The 20,052-nt window shown below is 42.4% G+C and carries 20 protein-coding genes and 1 pseudogene; 7 read left to right on the top strand and 14 right to left on the bottom strand.

Annotated elements, in window-relative coordinates:
• Positions 1 to 506: 506 nt before the first annotated feature.
• Positions 507 to 1,616 carry a recombinase family protein gene (locus BUB85_RS05000; RefSeq protein ID WP_330392231.1) on the bottom strand — a complete coding sequence of 370 codons (1,110 nt, stop codon included), beginning with the start codon at positions 1,614 to 1,616 and terminating at the stop codon, positions 507 to 509.
• On the opposite strand from BUB85_RS05000, the gene BUB85_RS04995 reads away from it, so the two are divergent.
• Together BUB85_RS04995 and BUB85_RS04990 are read left to right on the top strand one after the other, a co-directional pair.
• Complete coding sequence (locus BUB85_RS04995; protein WP_330392230.1) at positions 1,594 to 1,905, top strand: DUF5655 domain-containing protein; 312 nt, start codon at positions 1,594 to 1,596, stop codon at positions 1,903 to 1,905. The two genes, BUB85_RS05000 and BUB85_RS04995, sit on opposite strands and share 23 nt — an antisense overlap.
• A 123-nt stretch (positions 1,906 to 2,028) precedes the next feature.
• Positions 2,029 to 2,346 carry a PHP domain-containing protein gene (locus tag BUB85_RS04990; protein WP_073106282.1) on the top strand — a complete coding sequence of 106 codons (318 nt, stop codon included), beginning with the start codon at positions 2,029 to 2,031 and terminating at the stop codon, positions 2,344 to 2,346.
• A 176-nt stretch (positions 2,347 to 2,522) separates the two neighbouring features.
• On the opposite strand, the gene BUB85_RS04985 is transcribed toward BUB85_RS04990, so the two are convergent.
• The 9 genes from BUB85_RS04985 to BUB85_RS04945 all read right to left on the bottom strand — a co-directional run bounded on the left by BUB85_RS04985 (position 2,523) and on the right by BUB85_RS04945 (position 10,368).
• The gene (locus tag BUB85_RS04985; RefSeq protein WP_330392229.1) at positions 2,523 to 4,670 is read right to left on the bottom strand and encodes a thioester domain-containing protein; all 2,148 of its coding nucleotides are present in this window, start codon (positions 4,668 to 4,670) and stop codon (positions 2,523 to 2,525) included.
• Between the two features lie 72 nt (positions 4,671 to 4,742).
• The gene (locus BUB85_RS04980; protein ID WP_330392228.1) at positions 4,743 to 5,276 is read right to left on the bottom strand and encodes a gamma-glutamylcyclotransferase; all 534 of its coding nucleotides are present in this window, start codon (positions 5,274 to 5,276) and stop codon (positions 4,743 to 4,745) included.
• Positions 5,231 to 6,193, bottom strand: a complete 963-nt coding sequence (locus tag BUB85_RS04975; RefSeq protein WP_073106279.1) for an amidoligase family protein — start codon at positions 6,191 to 6,193, stop codon at positions 5,231 to 5,233. Before BUB85_RS04975 ends, BUB85_RS04980 begins: the two co-directional genes overlap by 46 nt.
• Positions 6,194 to 6,201: 8 nt before the next feature.
• The gene (gene dcm / locus BUB85_RS04970; RefSeq protein WP_143160661.1) at positions 6,202 to 7,491 is read right to left on the bottom strand and encodes a DNA (cytosine-5-)-methyltransferase; all 1,290 of its coding nucleotides are present in this window, start codon (positions 7,489 to 7,491) and stop codon (positions 6,202 to 6,204) included.
• A 71-nt stretch (positions 7,492 to 7,562) separates the two neighbouring features.
• Positions 7,563 to 8,063, bottom strand: a complete 501-nt coding sequence (locus tag BUB85_RS04965) for a hypothetical protein (protein ID WP_073106273.1) — start codon at positions 8,061 to 8,063, stop codon at positions 7,563 to 7,565.
• Between the two features lie 154 nt (positions 8,064 to 8,217).
• A complete protein-coding gene (locus BUB85_RS04960) occupies positions 8,218 to 8,508 on the bottom strand; it encodes a plasmid segregation centromere-binding protein ParR (RefSeq protein ID WP_073106270.1) in 291 nt (96 codons plus the stop codon).
• Positions 8,505 to 9,413 (bottom strand): ParM/StbA family protein, encoded by a 909-nt coding sequence (locus BUB85_RS04955; protein ID WP_073106555.1) that lies wholly within the window; start codon positions 9,411 to 9,413, stop codon positions 8,505 to 8,507. Before BUB85_RS04955 ends, BUB85_RS04960 begins: the two co-directional genes overlap by 4 nt.
• 186 nt (positions 9,414 to 9,599) lie before the next feature.
• Complete coding sequence (locus BUB85_RS04950; protein ID WP_073106267.1) at positions 9,600 to 9,932, bottom strand: DUF5720 family protein; 333 nt, start codon at positions 9,930 to 9,932, stop codon at positions 9,600 to 9,602.
• 40 nt (positions 9,933 to 9,972) lie between these two features.
• Positions 9,973 to 10,368 (bottom strand): hypothetical protein, encoded by a 396-nt coding sequence (locus BUB85_RS04945; RefSeq protein ID WP_227036168.1) that lies wholly within the window; start codon positions 10,366 to 10,368, stop codon positions 9,973 to 9,975.
• A gap of 126 nt (positions 10,369 to 10,494) precedes the next feature.
• Here BUB85_RS04945 and BUB85_RS04940 point away from each other — a divergent pair, with 126 nt between their 5' ends.
• Entirely contained in the window at positions 10,495 to 10,731 is a 237-nt protein-coding gene (locus BUB85_RS04940; RefSeq protein WP_073106261.1) for a helix-turn-helix domain-containing protein, read from the top strand.
• A gap of 730 nt (positions 10,732 to 11,461) precedes the next feature.
• Here the strand turns inward: BUB85_RS04940 and BUB85_RS04935 are convergent.
• The 4 genes and pseudogenes from BUB85_RS04935 to BUB85_RS22580 all read right to left on the bottom strand — a co-directional run.
• Positions 11,462 to 11,731, bottom strand: coding sequence for a hypothetical protein (locus BUB85_RS04935; RefSeq protein WP_073106257.1), 270 nt, complete (start codon positions 11,729 to 11,731; stop codon positions 11,462 to 11,464).
• Between the two features lie 21 nt (positions 11,732 to 11,752).
• Positions 11,753 to 13,015, bottom strand: coding sequence for an immunoglobulin-like domain-containing protein (locus BUB85_RS04930; RefSeq protein ID WP_073106254.1), 1,263 nt, complete (start codon positions 13,013 to 13,015; stop codon positions 11,753 to 11,755).
• 17 nt (positions 13,016 to 13,032) lie between these two features.
• Positions 13,033 to 13,788: a type II secretion system F family protein gene (locus BUB85_RS04925; RefSeq protein ID WP_073106250.1), complete on the bottom strand. Its 756-nt coding sequence runs from the start codon at positions 13,786 to 13,788 to the stop codon at positions 13,033 to 13,035.
• Positions 13,736 to 14,227 (bottom strand): annotated as a pseudogene (locus BUB85_RS22580) (hypothetical protein); the annotation flags it as partial. The pseudogene BUB85_RS22580 and the gene BUB85_RS04925, both read right to left, overlap by 53 nt.
• A 139-nt stretch (positions 14,228 to 14,366) precedes the next feature.
• Here BUB85_RS22580 and BUB85_RS04915 point away from each other — a divergent pair.
• The 4 genes from BUB85_RS04915 (at position 14,367) to BUB85_RS04900 (ending at position 19,754) form a co-directional block, all read left to right on the top strand.
• A complete protein-coding gene (locus tag BUB85_RS04915; protein ID WP_073106247.1) occupies positions 14,367 to 17,441 on the top strand; it encodes a DNA polymerase in 3,075 nt (1,024 codons plus the stop codon).
• An 89-nt stretch (positions 17,442 to 17,530) separates the two neighbouring features.
• Entirely contained in the window at positions 17,531 to 17,989 is a 459-nt protein-coding gene (locus BUB85_RS04910) for a hypothetical protein (RefSeq protein ID WP_073106244.1), read from the top strand.
• A 626-nt stretch (positions 17,990 to 18,615) separates the two neighbouring features.
• Positions 18,616 to 19,014 (top strand): plasmid mobilization protein, encoded by a 399-nt coding sequence (locus BUB85_RS04905; RefSeq protein WP_073106241.1) that lies wholly within the window; start codon positions 18,616 to 18,618, stop codon positions 19,012 to 19,014.
• The gene (locus tag BUB85_RS04900; RefSeq protein WP_073106238.1) at positions 18,963 to 19,754 is read left to right on the top strand and encodes a relaxase/mobilization nuclease domain-containing protein; all 792 of its coding nucleotides are present in this window, start codon (positions 18,963 to 18,965) and stop codon (positions 19,752 to 19,754) included. Before BUB85_RS04905 ends, BUB85_RS04900 begins: the two co-directional genes overlap by 52 nt.
• The last annotated feature ends 298 nt before the right edge of the window (positions 19,755 to 20,052 follow it).

Raw genomic sequence — 20,052 nt, 5'->3', positions numbered from 1 at the left:
AAGCGTTGAAGAACATTTGCGCTGGTAGAGACAAGAGCAATATCACGCGGGGTATCCATAGCCTTTGATCCGTGAAAAAGATTACAACGAACTTGATATATATTAAGAAACACATCTTTCAATGGGCTTTCTCTTGTGAGCTTTTCAGGGACAGGAATTATCATCGTTACGCTTACCATAATTAATGCATTGATATTTGGTGTTATTGCTTCAGAAATTGTGATACTGACAAGGAGCATTATTCCAGTAATTATATGGCACGTTTTATACGACTTTATTAATTGGATTTCAGTGGCGAAGGGAACAACAGAGGTAACATTGATAATGATTCAATCGGTAATCATGGTTGTATATGCGTATTACTTGTGGACCAAATTGCCTGAGAAACAGGCGTGTCCAGCGTGAAAAGACTGGAGGATGGTAAATTTCAACTCGTCTACGAACACATTAAAATAGCCAAGGCACCCTACGCCTAATTTCGTAGAGTGCCTCAATTGTTTCCAGACTTATTCATCAATATCCACAGCCACGCCGGACTTGAATTCCACGGTGAATTTGTCCTCATGGACAGTGACCTTTTCAATTAGCCGCCGGACAAGGGACTCGTCATATTCAGTGATGGCAGCGGGCTGTTCCTGCAGGAATGTGCTCATATCGGCTATCCTTTTGCGGAGTTCATCACGGTTGGCGTTCTCAACCTGCATATTTTGCTTCTGTTCACGCAGTCGGTGAATCTCATCGCCAACATTATCATAATCCGAGTTGGAGGTGGCAAGCTTCAAAAGCTCATTTTGCAGTTCCTCCAGCCGCTTATCAATATCCGACAAGGCCTTGTCGCTTTCACGATTTATGACGGTTGCGACGTTGTCCCGCAGAGTAATAAGGAAAGAGTCCTTGTCGCAGAGCGTCTGATTGATAGCGGTAACAAGCACTTGCTCAATGGTGCTCTCCAGTACCGTTCGAGCGTCGCAGAATAGGCCTGTGTTTTCTAAGCGGCTGACACAGCGCCAGACGATGGACTTCTTACCTCTGTTGTTCCAATGCACCCTGCGAAAAACCTCACCGCATTTGCCGCAGATGATTATCTGAGCAAACACGTGGTTGCTGCTGAAGGTTCTGGTCTTTCCGTTTGGGCTAGTATGGACGATGCGGCGGCGGATGAGCTCCTCCTGCACCTGCATGAAGAATTCACGCGGGATGATGGCTTCATGGCTGTTCTCTACATAATACTGAGGAACAATGCCGTGGTTCTTTACTCGTTTCTTGGTGAGAAAGTCAGTAGTATAGGTCTTCTGCAAGAGGGCATCGCCGATATATTTTTCATTCCGCAATATCTGGTTAATGTTGCTGGTGTGCCATTTTTCTCTTCCAGCGCCGTTCAGAATACCATCAGCCTCAAGGCCACGGGCTATTTTTAGCATACTGGCACCTTCGAGGTATTCCCGGTATATGCGTTTTACGACTTCGGCTTCTTCTGGAACAATGATAAGTTTCTTTTTTTCATTCTTGATATAACCAAGGAACCGTGAACAGTTTATTTGGATTTCACCCTGCTGGTAACGGTATTGCAGGCCTAACTTTACATTCTGGCTTATGCTGTTTGAAAAGTTGAACACACGGATTATGAATCTCGGTACCGCTGTTCGCCGAGAATTTAAAAAACTATATGTTGCTTATAAAATGGACACGAATTTCACGGATATAATCATTCAGAAGTCAAGACTTCGCATTTCCGTCAATATGAAATTCTCTGAAATCGCTGACCCAAAGGGGCTGTGCAAGGATGTAACAGGGATCGGCAAATGGGGTAACGGCGATGTAGAGCTGTACTTGGACGGTTTAGACGGGCTGGACGATGTAATGAAGATAATCGAGCAGTCGTTCGCCGCACATGAGAATGATTGAAATCAGAGAGCAAGTCTCGACAATTGCGGATTGGAACGAAAATCGTGTGCTGTTTATGGATGACAGTGATTATGTAGGGAAAATACTTATAGATGTACGAATGGCTTAACAAGGAGGGTAATAATGTTTGGTAATGGAGCAGAAACCGTATTGGTAGATTTCCATATGCACACTCATCGTGACAAAGAATTCTCTTTTGATGGCGAAGACAATTCCTTCATCGTTGAATACCTAAACGCGATGGAATCACACAATATCAGGATCGGAATAATAACAAACCACAACAAATTCGATATTGGGGAATATAAAGCTTTACGGAAAGAAGCTAAAAAACGTGACATCCTCATTTTGCCAGGTGTTGAGCTTTCCATCAAAGAAGGTAGTAATGGTTTACACACACTTATTGTCTTTAATCCAGAGGAATGGATTGAAGGCGATTGACTCTAAAGAAACTCATCAACAAATTGTTGACATTATGGAAGGTGGCTATGAAGCCTTTAAACGTCGTAATGTGATTTACTCAACATGGGAAAAAAACTAAAATTTTCGGACAGACATGGAGTGCTCTGATACGACAGCTCTTTCATCCTACGTGCTCGTTAACGATACCCTGCTCGTTAACGAAAGCTCGCCGACAGAAGAAAATGGTGCATTGTATCAAAGTAGTGCAGGAAACACAGGTCTGTTTCTGTCTGCTCTCCATCTTCACTGATCTTGATCAACTGGAATGCCTGTTTCTTCACCTGCTCTTTTACCGTAAGGTCTCTTGTCACTTCTGCAACATCTTGTCCCTCATAGGTTACGGATACCTCATATCTTGTAGTATCCAGCGTATATCCTTCCGGCGGAGTGATCTCTTTTACATACATTTCTCCAAGATATAATTCTGAGAACTCCAGTGTTCCATCATCACCGATGACTCCCTGTGCGATCAGGCTGTCCTGTTTATACAGCACCCCTGTTGTTCCATCCGGATGCACGATATCTTCTTTGGCATACAGACCATACACCGCACCTCGAAGAGTGCCGTCTCCCTGTGGCTGGAATGCAAATGTTTCCTTATCAATCTTTGCGATCTTTACTTTTCCAGTGACCCTCTCATCCGTTGCTGTTACCGTCAATGTCTTTCCGGCTGCAACGTCCACTTGATAGACTTCCTGATTCCGTTTATATCCGGTCGGTGCAGTCACTTCTTTTACATACACAGTTTTGAGTGCGGCATCAAAATAATCGCTGACTGCTTTTCCGTCTGTTCCGGTTGCAGTCATCGTCATTAGCAGATTTTCGCACTTCTTATCGGTGTAAATACCGTAAACTGCTCCAGATAGTGGGTTCTGTGTATTGATATCTTTCTTCGTCAACTCAATACGTGTCATATTCAGCCACTGTACGCTGAAGCTTACCGGAGCTGCTGTTTCGCTTTCAAATACACCGATATCCTGTTTGGAATCTCCGGTCGTCAGCACCAGCGTTCTCCATGTCTTTCCGACAGAACCGTATAAGTTGCCGGAAGCATAACTGCCTGTCAGCAACAGATCTGCCGACAGATAAATAGTATCGCCGCCATAAATCTGGATCTTTCCATTTGTCACACTTGTTCCTTTGGTCAGGTTATGTGCGGTGACATTTTCCGGCACACTGAGTGTCACATAATTTCTGTGATCCCCGGACAGTGTGATATTTGGTGTTTTCTGGAGATTTCCATCCCTTACTGCATTCAGTTTCGTACTGGAAAGGCTCAGTTCCCCTTTTGGCGGTTCTTCCTGCCCGAACAGGTAATTGATATATGCAATCACCCCTGCATTTACAAGGTCATTGTAATTACAGCCTGTAAATCCGGCTTCTCCTGCGTAAGCGTAGCTGGCTGCAATATGCGTATACACATACTTTTCATCCTCTGATTTCCCGGACAGATAACTTCCTGTCAGATCTCCTGCCCCGCCATAGCCATAGTAAAGGACTTTCTGCAGATTCTTGTTACTGTCCAATACCTGTGCCACATAACTTCCACTCGGTGGGGATGCTTTCTGGGACTGGAGACAGTATGCGATCTTTCCGTTTACGGTAAACAGACAAGTAAGATAATTTCCAAGATAACTTGGATAATAGATCGTTCTTCCTTTTGTCAGTGTGACTGTTGAACCGCTGCTTGTGGCTCTTTCAGCCGCAGACAGTACCATGACATTTCCTTCTTCAATATCCTCTTTGAGTTCTTCGATTGCCTGTGCAGATGCATCTTCCCCGGATGCCTCGATCTCTACATCGGTATAGTTCTGCACAGGCGAGTCCGAATCATCTTCAGATTTTGTATCTGATTTTTGCTTTTCCCCACCATTGTCCTGTGCATGTGCCTGACCTTCCGTATCCGTCAGGATCACCTTTCGGTTGATGGTATAGCTGTCACTCTGATCCTTTGGTACAACCATGTAAGAGGCAATGTAAGTTCCGGCTTTGTCCGGATGGTATTCCCCACCATTTTCATCTTGGATGCTGATAAGCGTAACATCCTCTTTTTCTGCATCATAATGGATTCCTTCCATACTGGTTTCCACTGCAAATGTTTCATCCGAAATCTCTTTCGTGATATCGTCTGCCGTAACTGCCTTTTCTTTCTGACTCGTAACTGCCTGTTCGGATGCCTGTACCTCCTGACCCACATCCGTCTGTTCGGCAGCAAACGCATTGGCACTACTTAAGGTACTGACGCCCATCAGGACAGCCAGTCCAAAGGCTGCGATTCTGGTTTTTAAATTCTTCACCTTCATGTGTGTTCCCTTCCTATAATAAATATATTGTTCAGTAAAATACCGCAGAAGGCTCTCCCTCTGCGGTAACATTTATCTTGTATATTGCTTTTCTGCTTTTTTCATTTCCTGTCTGGTGCGTTTTACTGCCTCCATCACTGCCTTTGTCGGTAAACCGTTTTCCAGACATCCTTCCAGAATTCCATCCAGATAAAATTTCGATGGTCTTGCCGGAACATCCTTATGAGGGGAGTTCATCGTGTATACGAATACTTCCCTTGCAGTTCCAGCCTGATCCTTTACCTGAATGGTTTCTTTCCCATAAAAATTCGGAAATCCTTCATAAAAATCCAGATTCTTTTCACAAGCTTCTGTGATTTTCCATAAGACTCCATCCACACAGCTTCCTTTTTCCGGAAGCACAGTTGCAACGCCATTTCCCGGAGCTCTGCCACGGAATGCCAGCCGGTAATCTTCCAGCCGGACATTTCCAACCACTTCTGCATCCGGACAGCGGAATCTCATCTGCCCCAGGTTCATGTTACTGCCATAAGCAAAATAATATCTCTCTTCTATTTTTCTCACCTCGATCTGACGTCTTCCGTCCTTTGCTTTTTCTTCAGACACTCATACGTGCTTTTGTCGTATCTCCATGCCAGATCACCTTCCAGATTTACCAGCAGGTGTTTCCGTACATTCTTATATTCTTCTCCGATTAATCCGAGCCGCAACAAAAACGTTCGGAATGTAAACGCCGGGTTTTCTGAGATCGGTGTCTTTTTCATCTGGGTGGATCTCTGATTGATCGCCTGTGCGGAAATCGCAAGTGCCAGTGTAATGTTCGCCCTCACTTTTCCTGCATGAAGGGTACTTTCAAAACAGCGCCACTCCAATGTTCCTTTGGAAAATACAGCATGGAGGTTTAACGCATAATAACGGGTATGATCATAATGGGTATGACTTCCATCCCTACCTCCATACCAGACATTTCTTACTCGGTCCATAGTGATTGATCTATTTGGTATTTTTCGGATTTTCTCTAATACATCCGGTCGCACCCTCTGGCAATAACTATTTGCTCTTCTTTCCTGCACTTTTAATGCTTTGAACAGGATATCTTCCTTTGCGTACATAATGGTCAGCGCATTTTTCAGACTCTGCGGTGTATGGTTCGCCGCATCTGCATGAACATGCTGACCACAGGACTCATTGACAAAACCTCCATGTCTCCGCAGACAGCGTACAACTTCCTGTAATTTTCCCATTTCATCATAGGATAATTTCGGTGATACCATCTCTGTTGAATATTCTCCATCTGCTGATACGATTCGACCACCTGATTTTCTTTGTGTATCAATGCTTCCGTCAGACATGAACTTCCACTTTTTTCCTTCCCGATCTCTCGCTGACCATATTCCGTAATACGCACCTTCATAAACGGCTTCTGTCCCGAACAGTTCTGCTACAACTTCGGCAGCCCGTTGTCTGGTGATCCCTGTCATCTCGATTTCCGTACCAAAGTACTGATCCTGAATTCCAATCATCACCGACACTATCCTTTCTCAGACAGTTCCAGTTCTTTTCGCTCCGCATCTGCCTTTCGCAGTAGTGCTCCGATTGCTTCGATCACCGTAACAGTTACCCCGTTCCCAGCCTGTTTATATAGCTGTGCATCCGATGTGCAGTCTATGATCTTATCGATCTGCCAGTCATAATATCCCTGCAGACGCAGACACTCTCTTGGAACCAGCCTGCGTATTCTTCCGTGATACAAGATGCCATGACGATCTGTTGCAGTAATCGTGAACATTGGTTCTTCCGGTTCCTTCATGCGTCTGCCGTTCTGCCGGACATTCTCTTTTGCTGGTGTTAAGACTGCTCTTGCTCCATCCTCTGCTAATACACCAGAACATTCTCCTTTATATTTGTGGACACCGCATTGTCTGGTATTCAGGCTTCTGCATTCTTCCGTTACCACCGGCGGAGGTGAAAGATCGACAAAGTGCAGCGTTCCCTGTTGAACACCTGTTGTCAGGGTATGTGCGATCTGGTGTCCGACTCTTCCTCTCCTGCTGTTGAGATTCGCATAACCCAGATCGATGCTGTCCCCTTCTCTTGCAAGTTTGTAGCCGAGCTTTGTATTCTCTTTGATTGGAACACCTACATCATATAATCCTGTTTTTCCACCCATTCCTCCGGCTTGTGACGTCAGGGTACAGCTTAATCCTTTTGGACTGTAGACTCTTTTTCCCTGACTTCCTGCCCGGATTTGAACAAGAGCTGCTCCATTTGTTTCTGGTTCAGGTAATACTTTTCCGGCACATCGGAAATCAAGATATCCGACAATATACACCCGTTTTCTTGCTTGGGGGACTCCGAAATCCTTGCTGTTAAGCACTTTCCATTCGACATGGTACCCCAGTTCAGAAAGCGTACTGAGGATGGTGCAAAACGTCCGGCCTTTGTCATGCGATAACAAACCGGGAACATTTTCAAGGATAAAATACGAGGGTCTTTTAGCTTCAAGAATCCGGGCAATTTCAAAAAAGAGAGTTCCTCTTGCGTCAGCAAATCCTTCTCGCTTTCCGGCGATAGAGAATGCCTGGCAAGGAAATCCTGCACAGAGCAGATCAAAATCCGGCATTCGTTCTGGTTCAATTGTTCGTGCATCACTACAATACCACTCCCCTTCTGTGTCAAACAGCAATCGGTAGTTCTTATCCGCATAAGTATCCACCTCGCAGTGTCCGACACAGGTAAATCCCCCTGCACGTCTTAAGCCTTCTCGGAATCCGCCGATTCCGCTAAAGAGATCAAAAAATTGAATGGTTGCGGTTATCAACCTCCTTTGCTGATAAAAACAGGCGGCATGATCTTTCTCATACCGCCTGTTGGTTTCTCTGTATCTGTTTGTTACCATTCTGTTGGTTCTTCTGCTTTGGTTTCTTCTTCCGGTTGAGTTTCCTCGTCCGGTTCACTTTCTTCTTTCGGTTCGTTTTCCTCGTCCGGTTCGCTTTCCTCGCTCGGTTCGTTTTCCTCGTCCGGTTGAGTCTCTTCTGTTCCAGATTCTCCGGTTGCAGGTTCCGTTTCTTCCATGCTGTCTTTGTTCTGCCATTCGGCTTCTGCCTTTTCCAGTGCCTCTTCGATGATCTGAATTAAGAAGTCTTTCTGTTTCATGCCTTTTTTTGCGATGACTGTTTTTAATCTCTGGAATAATTCCTCTGATATCTGTACTGCTACTGTTCTTACTGCTCCCATACTTATTTCTCCTTTTCCTTCCAGTCTGTTGAAATGTTCTTCAATGACCTGTTGTAAAAATTTTTGTGTGCTGCTTTCTGTGAGTTCAATCTCTTCTCTTACTTTTTCATGTAAGTCCATCGGAATCTTTCCGCAGATATTTTTCATCTCTGCCATAACTTTTCTCCTTTCTCTTTCGCTACACACAACATACTCCAAAGCCGCATGGAAAGCTATTCACAATACCCACCAAAGATAACGATGCATTTCTTGTCTTACCCCTAGCAGATCCAACAATGTATGTATCGTGCAATCATAGGCCTCACCCCCTTTACAAATTTTCCATTTGAGATAGAAAATCCATCATCTGATCTGGTATTTCTTCCAATGATAGTTTCGTTGTCGATTGTTCCGTAGTGCCACATATTCCTAATTCCCGAACACTTTCTTTTATCGTCTTTTGAATGACTTCTTCCAGCCATTTTCGATCCTCTTTTTCCAGAATTGCCTGAACCAGATACTGGCTTTTCTGCCCTTCTGGAACACTTTGAAATTTCTCCCATGCCCTCTGGTGTTCTGGATTTTTCAGGTTCGGGCGGAACGAATACACAGGGCGTGTCATCTCGCCCACATCTGCTCTACAATCCGTTCGTACCCTGTTGCGTTGGCATGGACGTCCTCTATAAAAACGGGGCGGCAAATCGCGTCCTGTGCGGTCACGTGGCGTTTTAAAATTGCAGAGCCTCCACCCATAAATACGGTTGGTACTGCCCGGAGATCAAACCCGGATTCTGTCACCGCAGACAGTATTCTTTCTATATATTTCCGTCCGTTTTCCTGTATGATCCGTCTGGCCTCTTCTGCCATACTGCAAGATTCCCCTCGAAGCACACGCTCAATTTGAGTTTCTGTCACAGACAGTCCGGTATTTCTACGCACCTGTTCTGCTGTCTCATCAATACATCGGATCACTCCAAGCTCCAGACTCCTGCACGTTGCTGCATTGGGAACAGCATTGTCCAGCCTCATAAGGTCAACGGTCCAGCCACCAATATCAACAAGCAGAACAGACGGTTCATTCTTCAGATATTCTGGATGCAGAGCAAGCGCAGAGTATCCCTGTGGGAACAGTTTCACATCTTTTATTGTTATCTCATATAACTCACTTTCATATAAAAATCGCACTGGCTGCTCTTTCCGCAACAGATACTCCCTGAATCCCTGTTTCTCTCTTCCAAAACTTGAAAGCGGAAGTCCGACAGCCAGAATTACCTCTGTCTTTCGTTCCGCTTTCCGATGCTTGATTTCTTCTGCAATGGCTGCCAACGTCAGCAGATAATAATTATCATTGGACGTTTTGTTTTTTACCAGCGTCTGCCTCCCTGTACCGCAGACATAATACTTTCCCTGATACTGCAGAACATTCTGCATGGTATACGGCTCATAATCATACTTGATAATTCCACTTGGGAAAGACACTTGTCTTGTTTTTATTGCATAATAGCCGTGATCAATTCCTATGATTATCACAATCACACCCTTTCATTTTTCTGTATAACGTAAGGTCAAAAATGCTTTCACTGCTGCAACGGATTGTTGCAAAAGTGCCATTCGTGAACACTTTTCCATATTCCAGCGTCCCAAAACCTGCGGAAAATCTGGCTTTTTTATACCACTATCGCCAGAGGAACACTACTGTTCCTTCCCAGCCGGTTATAAAAGAGCCCTCTCCCGGCGGCGGTCCAGCCTGTCCGAGGGAGGGATATATCGCAAGTTTCCTTTTTGAACAATTGCCTGTCTTTTTATTTTTATGAGATGTTTTTCCTGCTTTTGTAAAATGGGAAGATACTCCAGTTCTGTCAGAAATTTCCGTATATGATCTCCCTTTTCTCCCAGCCTGTTATCATTTTCTAGCAGTTCCATTTCCACCATGTAATGGGTATCTGGATAAAATCTCTTCTCACACAAAATGCTGTCTCCTTTTATATAATCGGATTTAGCCGATTCTCTTGCTGCCGCCAAGAGTTCATAAATACTTACTTCCACCTCTTATCACCTCCCAAAAGACCAGAAAAAAACAGACCTCTTAATCGAAGTCTGCTCCTGTCGGATATGGTAATCCTCTTTCTTCATATTTTTTATCGATATAATTTCGAATCCATTCCCTGTATTCTTCCGTTAATGCCAGTTCCTGAAATTCTAACAGCCACTTTTCCCCTTTTGCTTCATCATCAAGCCATCGATCTTCTATGCACTCCGGTTCATCTAACATTTTCATCATCGCTTCCAACGGTTCTTTTACATCATCACCAAATTCTTTCCATAAGGCGATTCCGTAGTTCTCCAATTCAAAGAACTCTGTAAGATATGTCAATCGTTCCATATCTCCCAATGTCATTCTTTTTTTACCTGACAATAACGCTCGATCCCTCTTACCACATAAATTAAAAAATATTCTTTTTTCCTGCTCCACATCCATCATACTTTTACCTCTTCTTGTTAAAAATAATTCCTTATTACGAAACATTATAAAATTTAAACTCTTTAGAATCAATATATATGTTTCTGTATTACGAAACTTTTCATTTTATAAGGGGAGTTCATCATTATGCAAAAGATTAGACCAGATATGGATATTGGTAAAAATATCCAAGCAATTCGATATAAAAACAATATGACTCAAGACGAGGTAATCGCGAAGTTAAATCTTATGGGTATTTCTATCACCAAAAGTACCTATGCCAAACTGGAAACAAATCGCATGAATATTAAGGTATCGGAATTAGTTGCACTTGCAAAAATCTTTCATACCGATATCAATGCATTCTTTTCTTGCTTGTTATAGTTCAATATTCCCCGACTTCCTATGTGAATATCTCGCCTTAAGAAATCATAATTCTAATAATATGGAAATCGGTATCCCAGAACGAAAACAACGATTGATTAGCTTGATTATAATCATGAGAAATCGAACGAATGTCAACCCCAGATCCTACTTGCGAAATGCAAGTTAACTTTACATTGGTAAAATTTCTTATATTCTGCATAATTGTCAATTGGTTTCCTTAATCATGGAACGTATGAACTTCAAGATCAAAATATTCACTATATATAATAGCATCTTAAAAAATAAGAACCGGTCTATATTCTATCTGGATATAAACCAGTTCTCTTTCTTTTCATCGTAAGCGTTAAAGCACAGATCCCTTGATGAAAAGCTAACTTCTTAATCGAGGTCTACTTAAAACAAACAGTTAAGATCAGTTTGTGTAATCATAATGGACTTTCGGCTATAATCGTTCAAACACTCTTCTCCTTTCAGACATTTTTTACTATAGCCTACAATATGATAACTAAAGGTTTATATTATTCTTCATATTCGAAATATTCTTTTGCTAATATTTCAAAAACTTTAGCACTTGCCTCTTTAAATCATCTATTCCTGCTTCAAAAAACAAATAAAATATTACATTGTAGTATCTAATCAATACAATCTTTTTTGTCATTTTTTCTTTTGACTTCATATACACTTTTCACCTCACACTGTATATCCAGTTCTATTTATCCACATATTTTTACTTCATACACCTTATACTCACCCTATAATAAGTGGTTAATATTCCCACCAGTATCAGAATCACTTCAACCACTCCGATTCCGCTTTCATCCTGGAGCTTATTTTTCACCTGTTCTCCCGCTCTTGCACAGACATTTTTTGTCTTGATTACGGTTCTCCATGCCATCTGTTTCGATTTATCTTTTATCTTTGTCATTTCTTGCATTATTTTCATACCTTCCACTCCGCCTTTCTTTCTCACATATTTTTTACTTTCTTTCTCATTCATTGCCGTCAGAAATCCTGCGCACTACATCTGCATGGAAAAGAACGCCGGCACAATCACGATAACCAGTACAATCGCCAGCATAAGAAACATTGGGAGAAGCAGCTTTGTACTGGCCTCCTCCCCCAGCCTTCTGGCCAGTCCTTTCCGCTCCTCAAAGGCGTTGACCGCCTCCATCGTAAGCAGCTGCGCCAGACCTTTTGAACCTTTGCGCAGATTCTGTGAGAGCAGGGCGCCAAACTTCACATACGCCGTTATTCCACATCTCCTGCCAAACCGTTCATAGCTTTCCGCCTCCGTCACACCGCCCTGCATCTCGTGAAATGTATAGATCATTTCCTCGTATGCGTACCGTGTTTTCTTTTTATCAGACCGGTTCTCATAATCAGCAGCCACCTTGGTCCACGCATTCTTCACAGTCATGCCGGCTCCCAGAAGCACGGTAAACTTGTTGATAATCTCCGGATAATCTACCATCATCTGTTTTTTTCTCTCCTGCACAGCCTTCACCCGATTCTGCTTATCCAGAGCCAGTACCAGCCCTGCCAGCACAATTCCGATCAGCAATACGGCCAGTCCCCTCTGCTCCTTTGGTCTGCTCCACGTAACCGCCATTCCATCCACCTCATTTGGAAGGGGCGCCGCTGCTTCTGTCTTTGTCTTCTCTTCATCGGCGGACACCGCCTCCAGCACCTTTTCTCTCAACCTCTCCTCCGCTGTCTGAACCGGCGGATACACACACGCTGAAAATTTGTGCATCGCATGCTGCCCCTCATATGTGAGCAGTGCACTTAATTCTACCGTTGTTCCTCCCTCCGTCAGTTTTTCGCTCTGAAGCTTCCCCTGCATATCCATCACTTCATAATTACTCAGCTCCCAGGATACCTCGATGGAAGTGTTCGGAACCCTGGCAGGCAGTTCCAGATCCGAACGGACCTCATCCAATGTTTTGTTTTGTCCAAGAATCTGTGTTTCCAGTTCCACGCCTGCCTCTCCGAGCACTTCTTCTATCTCAGCTTCCTCATACTGACGCTCACCGACCGCAATGGCAATCTCCTCCAGTTTCTTTTTCCCGTCCCCGGTCTCAACCTCCGCATCCAGACTCACCTCTTTTTCTCCGCCTCCCTGTGTGTTTCTCTCGATCTGGCTTCTCCCCTGTGCATCCTCCGGCAGGCGGTTTCTGCTGTCCGCTGCAGTCAGCGTCAGTGCAAGCGTCATGGTTCCAACCAGCACCGCAGCCGCCTGCCTGTAAACCTTTTTCCTCCACCAGGCTTTTTCTGTCTTCACGTCGCTCCCTCTTTCTGTTATATCTCAATATCCACGATTCTCTTCCCCATCCAGTATGCCCCAGCGTACAGGAGAAGGCATACCGTCATCACGGAAACACCGATCACATTTCCGTACAATGCACTCATGAACTCTGCAAAGCTCAATCTCATGTAGCCGATAATTCCCAGCGGAACGGCTGTCATCACCTTAAACTCAAACTGTTTTGCTGCCATCATTGTCTGTATTTCCCGCTTCACGTCTATTTTGTCGCAGATGATCTTCACCGTGTTTCGAATGATCGCTACGCTGTCTCCGCCCGCCTTTTTTGCCGTCACAAAAACGGTAACAAAATTCTCCACATCCTCCTGATCCACCCGATCGGCAAACTCACGCAGCACCACCTCCGATGGTACATTCATATTCAGCTGGTGAACCATGTACGTATATTCGCAGATAATCCTAGATTCCGGTCTGTAGAGCGGCTTCAGGTCCTTCAGTACTTCCTTGATTGAATTTTCCACTGAATAACCGATGTTCAGCGCGGAAGACATCGCAGTCATACTCTCCTTAAACTGCATCCGAAATTCTTCTTTTTTCTTTTTGATACACTGTTCTCTCCAAACCCAGAGGTAATATGCCAGAAACGGCAACAGGATGATTACTGCGGCTGCAGAATCATAAAACAGACAGGCAATGCTGACCAGAAGGAGCATCCCTTTTCCGACGGCCTCAAGATATTCATATTTCCTGATATCCTGCTGCCAGTAGCTTTTCTTTCTGTGTGAGTTCACATATTTTCATAAGTTGTCCATGCATTCTCCCCTCCGCGGCGTCCGCTGCGTTCTCGGCTCTCTCCGCTTTTTCTGCATATTCTGGAACCTCCGGCCGTGCTGTGCCCCCTGTATCTTCTGCATTCTCGGCATTTCCTGTATTCCGTATATTTTCTGTATCATTTCTTTGTACTCCTTTCTCTTCCCGAAACTCATATAATGTCTGTGTTCGGATCACTCCGTTCTCGTATCCCAGTATCTCCGCTATCTCCAGAACCTTCCGGCTCTTATCCCGCATTCTCCCCAGATGCACGATGATGTCGATTCCCGAGGCAATCTGTCTCTGGATGGCCGGCAGTGGAAGCTCCATCCCCATCAGCACCATGGTCTCCAGACGGCTCAGCATGTCTCTTGGACTATTGGCATGTCCGGTCGAGAGCGAGCCATCATGTCTTGTATTCGCATCTTAACAACACCAATAACAAGGTGTTTCTTACATCTTTTTCCTATACAAAATCCTCTCCCACTAAGAGAAATCCCAATCAAATGCAAGAGATTACAGTTCGCTGTTATCTCCTGACAGATTAGGAGAGATAGATATGATTGATGGAACATCAGCAAAACAATTAAATCTTTCAGAAGTCACTGCAATTGTATCTTCCGCAGTAACTTCTACTGGATGGAAAAGATACAGTGTGGGGAAATCATCGGAAATTGATTATAACTACAGATTTGACCTTTACCAAAGAAGAAGAAAACTCTCTGATTTGGTGTCACAAAATGGCGATATTTCAAAAAAATCGCCAAATGTGCTTGAAATCACAAGTTGTGAAAACACCAGTAAAATCAATGGTTCAGAGCCACTTTTAAGGATGGTGTCAAAAGCCCCTATGGGAAACCCACAGAAAGATTTGACACCATCCCCAATTCTTCCAATTACCAGAGGTTCAGAAAACCTTCCTACACTCTCTAGCTTTTCAAATTATCCATCACTTGCATCTGCAAGAACTGAAAGTCCAGCTCTTGTAATTGCATTTGATAGTGAGTGGTACTACATGGTTGACAACGGTCAATCATACAGAAACATCCTCTCATGGCAGTTTTCTCTCATTGATGGTGAAGACCTTGTGGAATTTATTTTTATCAGAAAGAGTGAAAATTACGGTCTCAGTCTTGAACTTGCAGTTGGAAGAATCCTCGACAGCCTTGCATTAGAACCTACAGATATTCGTCAGATTAGAAAATACGAAGATATCACTGGTAAAAACGAATTGACTGGGGAGTTTGAAACTACTCTTTTTGATACAAATGATGAAGCTATGAAGAAAAGTGTTCATCTGTTCCCTGATGGTAAAAAGTCTCGTACAAAGTATGACTGGTCTAAGACTCAGCACATTCCAGTAGTTCTCCTTTGCCACTCTGGGAAAGTTGATGTCTCTGGTTTTGACCAAAGCAGAAAATACAGTAAGGATATCTTGAAATTTTGTTCCGAGGTTCAAGGTGGACTAATCAACTTACAACCCACAAAGACTTATGCTCAAAGTGTGAATCCTAAATTTACGAGAAATCGCCATACTCACACTTATCCAATCAGCCTTCAATTAGCAGATACCATGTGTCATGCACCAGCTGGCATGAAATCACTAAAAGCTCTTGGTAAAACTATCGGATGGGAAAAGATACAACTTAATGAGGGTGACATTGAACATATGGACAGGCTTCTTATGAATGACCCTTGTGCCTATTTTGAATATGCAGCCAATGATAGCAATGTAACTCTTTTATATGAATCAGCTCTCTATGGCTACAATAACAAGCCACCAGTAACAGTTACATCTGCTACTGCGAACGTAATGAGAGGTGTAATGATGGAATATCTTGGGTGTGATAACACTAAACAATTTAACCGTAAATATCGTGGTCTTGAAACAGTAGGACACGGTCTTGTACCAAGAACCGATAGACCTGGCTATATCGAAAGCACAAGTCTCGAGCCAATATCAGATAAAGCAAATACCATTCAGTATTATGCATCTCAGGCTTATCACGGTGGATATAATGCCAGCTCTGATATCGGATATTTTTCTCAAACAACATTCGATTATGACCTTCAAAACGCTTATCCAACAGCTATGTGTCTTGTTTCTGATGTAGATTGGGAAAACCCTATAAGAACCGAAATCATCAACCGTGAACTAACATTGCAAGACTTCGTTGTTCCTATTATCGGTGGTTATGCTCCTCTTACTATGATGCTCGCTTATGTAAGGTTTGAATTTCCTTTAGATGTGAAATACCCATGTATTCCAGTTAATGTCGAAGGGATTCCAACTTACCCTAGCACATCTGATGGTATGGATGGTGTATATGCTTGTGGACCCGAATTGTTCCTTGCGTTACAGCTTGGGGCAAAAATATTTGTGGAAAGAGGATATGTTCTTAATAGCATTATCAATCCTGACAACGGAAAAATGTCTTACTCACTTCAAACTGCTGTTAAACAGCTTGTGGAAGATAGAAATAGAGCAAAAGCAGAACATGGTAAGAAATCGCTGGAAGAATTGATTTTAAAGACAATGGTTAATAGTGGTTACGGAAAAAATGCTCAAAATGTGGTTCAGAAATTATCATGGACGGCTTACAAAGATGCTATGGAAGATTTGGGGTGTTCCTCAATAACTAATCCAGTATCAGCTTGCATGATTACTTCCATAGTTCGTGCCGAACTCTTAGCTGCACAGAATCAATGTCATAACCTTGGATATATGACTTGTTCTGTCACTACCGATGGATTTATCTCTGATGTTCCTGAGAACACCCTTAAATCTCTTGATTTATATGGATTTAGACCTTTTATGGAACAGTCAAGATTATTCTTGACCAATGGGAAAGATGCTGAAATATGGGAAATTAAGCACTGTCAGAATGACCTTGTGAACTTTACTACCCGTGGTAATGTTTCCCTTTATTGCAAGACTAATCCGATGATTTTCAATGATAAGGAATATGAAGGTGTTTGTGCCCACAACAGCACTAAATCGGGTTATCCATCCGATTCTTACGAGGACAGACTTTGGTTAATGACTCAGGTATTAAAGCGTACTGGAACAGTTGATTATCAGAACAGTGAATGGACTACCTTTAAAGAACTTGTTCAGGGTAAAGATTTTGTTGTAAAAGAAACCACAAAACACATTCGTATGGACTTCGATATGAAGCGTAAACCCGATAGAGACAGCTTTTATATAAGCACTATCACAATCGAGGGTGTGACATATGAAATCGCCAATTTTACCACTGTTCCATTCAGAACCATTGCAGAATTTAAGGAGTATCGTCAGCGTAAAGCTACTGTCTCCTGTCTTCGTACTATGGATGACTGGAATATCTTCTGGTTCAAAACTGATGCAAAAAGCACCAATATCAAAGTCCGTGATATGGACTGGGCTATCCTCAATTCGTGCATCATGGGTCATAGAGCTGGTTTCTGGAATATTCCAATGCTTAACGAGCTTCAAGGTAGCGACAGAGATGATTGGATAAACTCTCATAACACTTCCACAAAAACATGGAAGTCTAACGACTGGAAAAATGCTGGTCGTAACTCTCGCCAAGCTAATATGCTTCCAAGAGAAATGCTTGAAGATAAGCTTCAAGAGCTTATGAATAATTAGTAACCTCCTATGTGAAACACTTGCAAATACGGTGTTTTACATAGGGTGCAACACACACAGTATCACTATATACAACGGAGGTATTAACTATGGATACACAAAACAATAACAACAATATTACAGGCACTGCACCAGACAGTGTTACACCAAGAATGACAAAAGAAGAATTACAGCAGAAATCGGACAGAGAGCTTCTTTCTTTAGTCGAAAGTTCAAAAGGACACACTGGCAATGACTTCGGTGAGTATATGAATTGTGATTTTTCTTATTCGTATCTTACCACTGTTCTAAAGGACAGAGGTTATGAGAATGGGTGGCACAAAACTTCTGATGCCCCTACAGCTACCATTAAACCAGTCACCATTCAGATGCGTAAATCTGATGATACTGTATCAAGACAGTCCTATATGATTGATAAATCTGTAGCCAAAGAATGGAAGCAGTTCAATAAGAATGTTCCATTTAAGACTGTCACACTTGGATATGCTTTGCGTAGATTTATGGATGACTACAATTCCGGTCGCATCAAATTTGAATTTGAAATATAATGCATATCCTCGTTTTTGGTTTTCAGTCAGGATACTTTGATTACAAGGAAGACAAAAGGTTATAAAAACAACCTTCCGTCTTTCCTTTCCATCTCCGTATTCTTCCTTCAAACCAGCTTATGTAAGTCAATCCACTGCATCATTTAATGACTTCTCCGCAAGGGAGAACCCATTAAATAATTCCGTTCCTTTCCTTCCATAAGCAAGACCACTAACCACTCCCCTGAGTCTTCCGAATCCAGTGTAATTGTGTGGAGTAGTTAGGCAAGTTTCGCATTATGGCAAGCCATAACGCACCACTCAGTAAAAAGCCTTTCGGCTTTTCACTTTCGTTAAACTTGCCAGATGGGCTTTGCCCCCTTGGAACCCCCACGAAAGAGTTCTACTCTCTCGACACTAGGCACGCAAAAATAGTTCCCGATATTACGAAAGGTTCACTGAACCTTCCTTCATATCTTCCACCATTTTGCTAAAGGTCTTCTCGCCCCTTGCATCCATCGGCTATGGTTTCACCCTAGCAACTCATAATCATTTTATTACATACAGTGCATCACTCTATGTAACAAATGATTTGCAATCCAATGTAACACATTATGTTTAATTTCTTATCAATGGAGGTAATACACATGCTTGATAAAAAAGTAAAAAGAAAACGAAACAAAGCTGTCACTATCAGAATGAGTGATATCGAATACGAATCTTTACAAGATAAAGTTGATGAATCTGGTTTGTCTCAGCAAGCCTATATCATAAGTTCCATACAAGGCTCTACCATAACATCATCTGATGAAATTGCTGTTCAAAAGGATATTAGTAAAACTTTTGCTGATTTGGTTAAACAGCTTCGTGGGCTTGCAACAAATGTTAATCAGATGGCTCATGTCGCAAATGGTCAGGGTATTCTACCTACCACAACTGAACTTATAAAAGCCTCTGATGAAATTAGCCACTATCGAAAGGAGTGTGAAGAATTATGGCTGTTAATAAGGTCGTCAATAAATCAACAAAATCGCACGGAGCGATGAGAAATGTAATTGAATATGTTCTTCAAGACCAAAAGGTTCATGAAGGGTATGTAGCCATTACGGGTCCTTATAATTCTGATACCCTTAACTGGGATAATGTCTATAATGCGTTTCTCGATGAAAAGCGTTTATGGAATAAGGACACAGGAAGAATGTATGCTCATAACATCATTAGTTTTCACAAGGATGAAAGCATTACTCCTGAACAGTGTCTTGAAATTGGTCAAGAATTTGTAGATAAATTCTTTCCAGACCACCAAAGTTTAATTGGGGTTCATCAGGACAAAGACCACCTTCATATTCATATCGTTACCAATTCTGTATCCTATATTGATGGGTTAAAACTTCATCAGACAAAAAGAGATTTGGAACACCAGAAAGAGTATACCAATAGTCTTTGTTTAGAAAGAGGACTTTCTATTACAGAGAAAGGTAAGCATTTTGATGGTACAGCAATTGAAGAAGGTCAGGTTACTGCATGGAGTAAGGATAAATACAATCTATTCCAGCATGATGACAAAAAGAGTTATGTTGTAGATTGTGTAATAGCTGTCATTGAAGTTAAAGAAAACTGTTGTAGCAAAAATGATTTTATAAGAGATATGCAGGAAAGAGGATGGTCTGTCACATGGTCTGAAAGCAAGAAGCATATCACCTTCCAGAATGAAAATGGTGATAAAGTCCGTGACAGTAATCTCTCAAAAACATTCTCTTTGGATAATGATCTCTCGGAATCTTGAGTGATCATGCCAGCGAAACTCTGGTATAGTACTTTGAAAAGTAAATATTATCCATGAACGTAAAAATGGGTACAGGAAATAGACATAACTGTCGCTATGTTTGAAAAAATGAGATATAATAATCTTAGGATTATGCTGCTTGTAGAATCAACTTTTTGAGGGTGGATTCAAAAGGCATATCCCATGCATCCAGATGCTGTAACATCAGGATGTGATAGAGGCGGCAGTACCACATCTTAGATGAACGGTGTCTGCCGTCTTCTAATTTGAAGTCTAATTTCTCACGCTTGTTAGAGCG

Source organism: Hespellia stercorisuis DSM 15480 (assembly GCF_900142165.1).
Taxonomy (GTDB): Bacteria; Bacillota; Clostridia; order Lachnospirales; family Lachnospiraceae; genus Hespellia; species Hespellia stercorisuis.
This window is presented reverse-complemented; position numbering and strand designations above follow the sequence as displayed.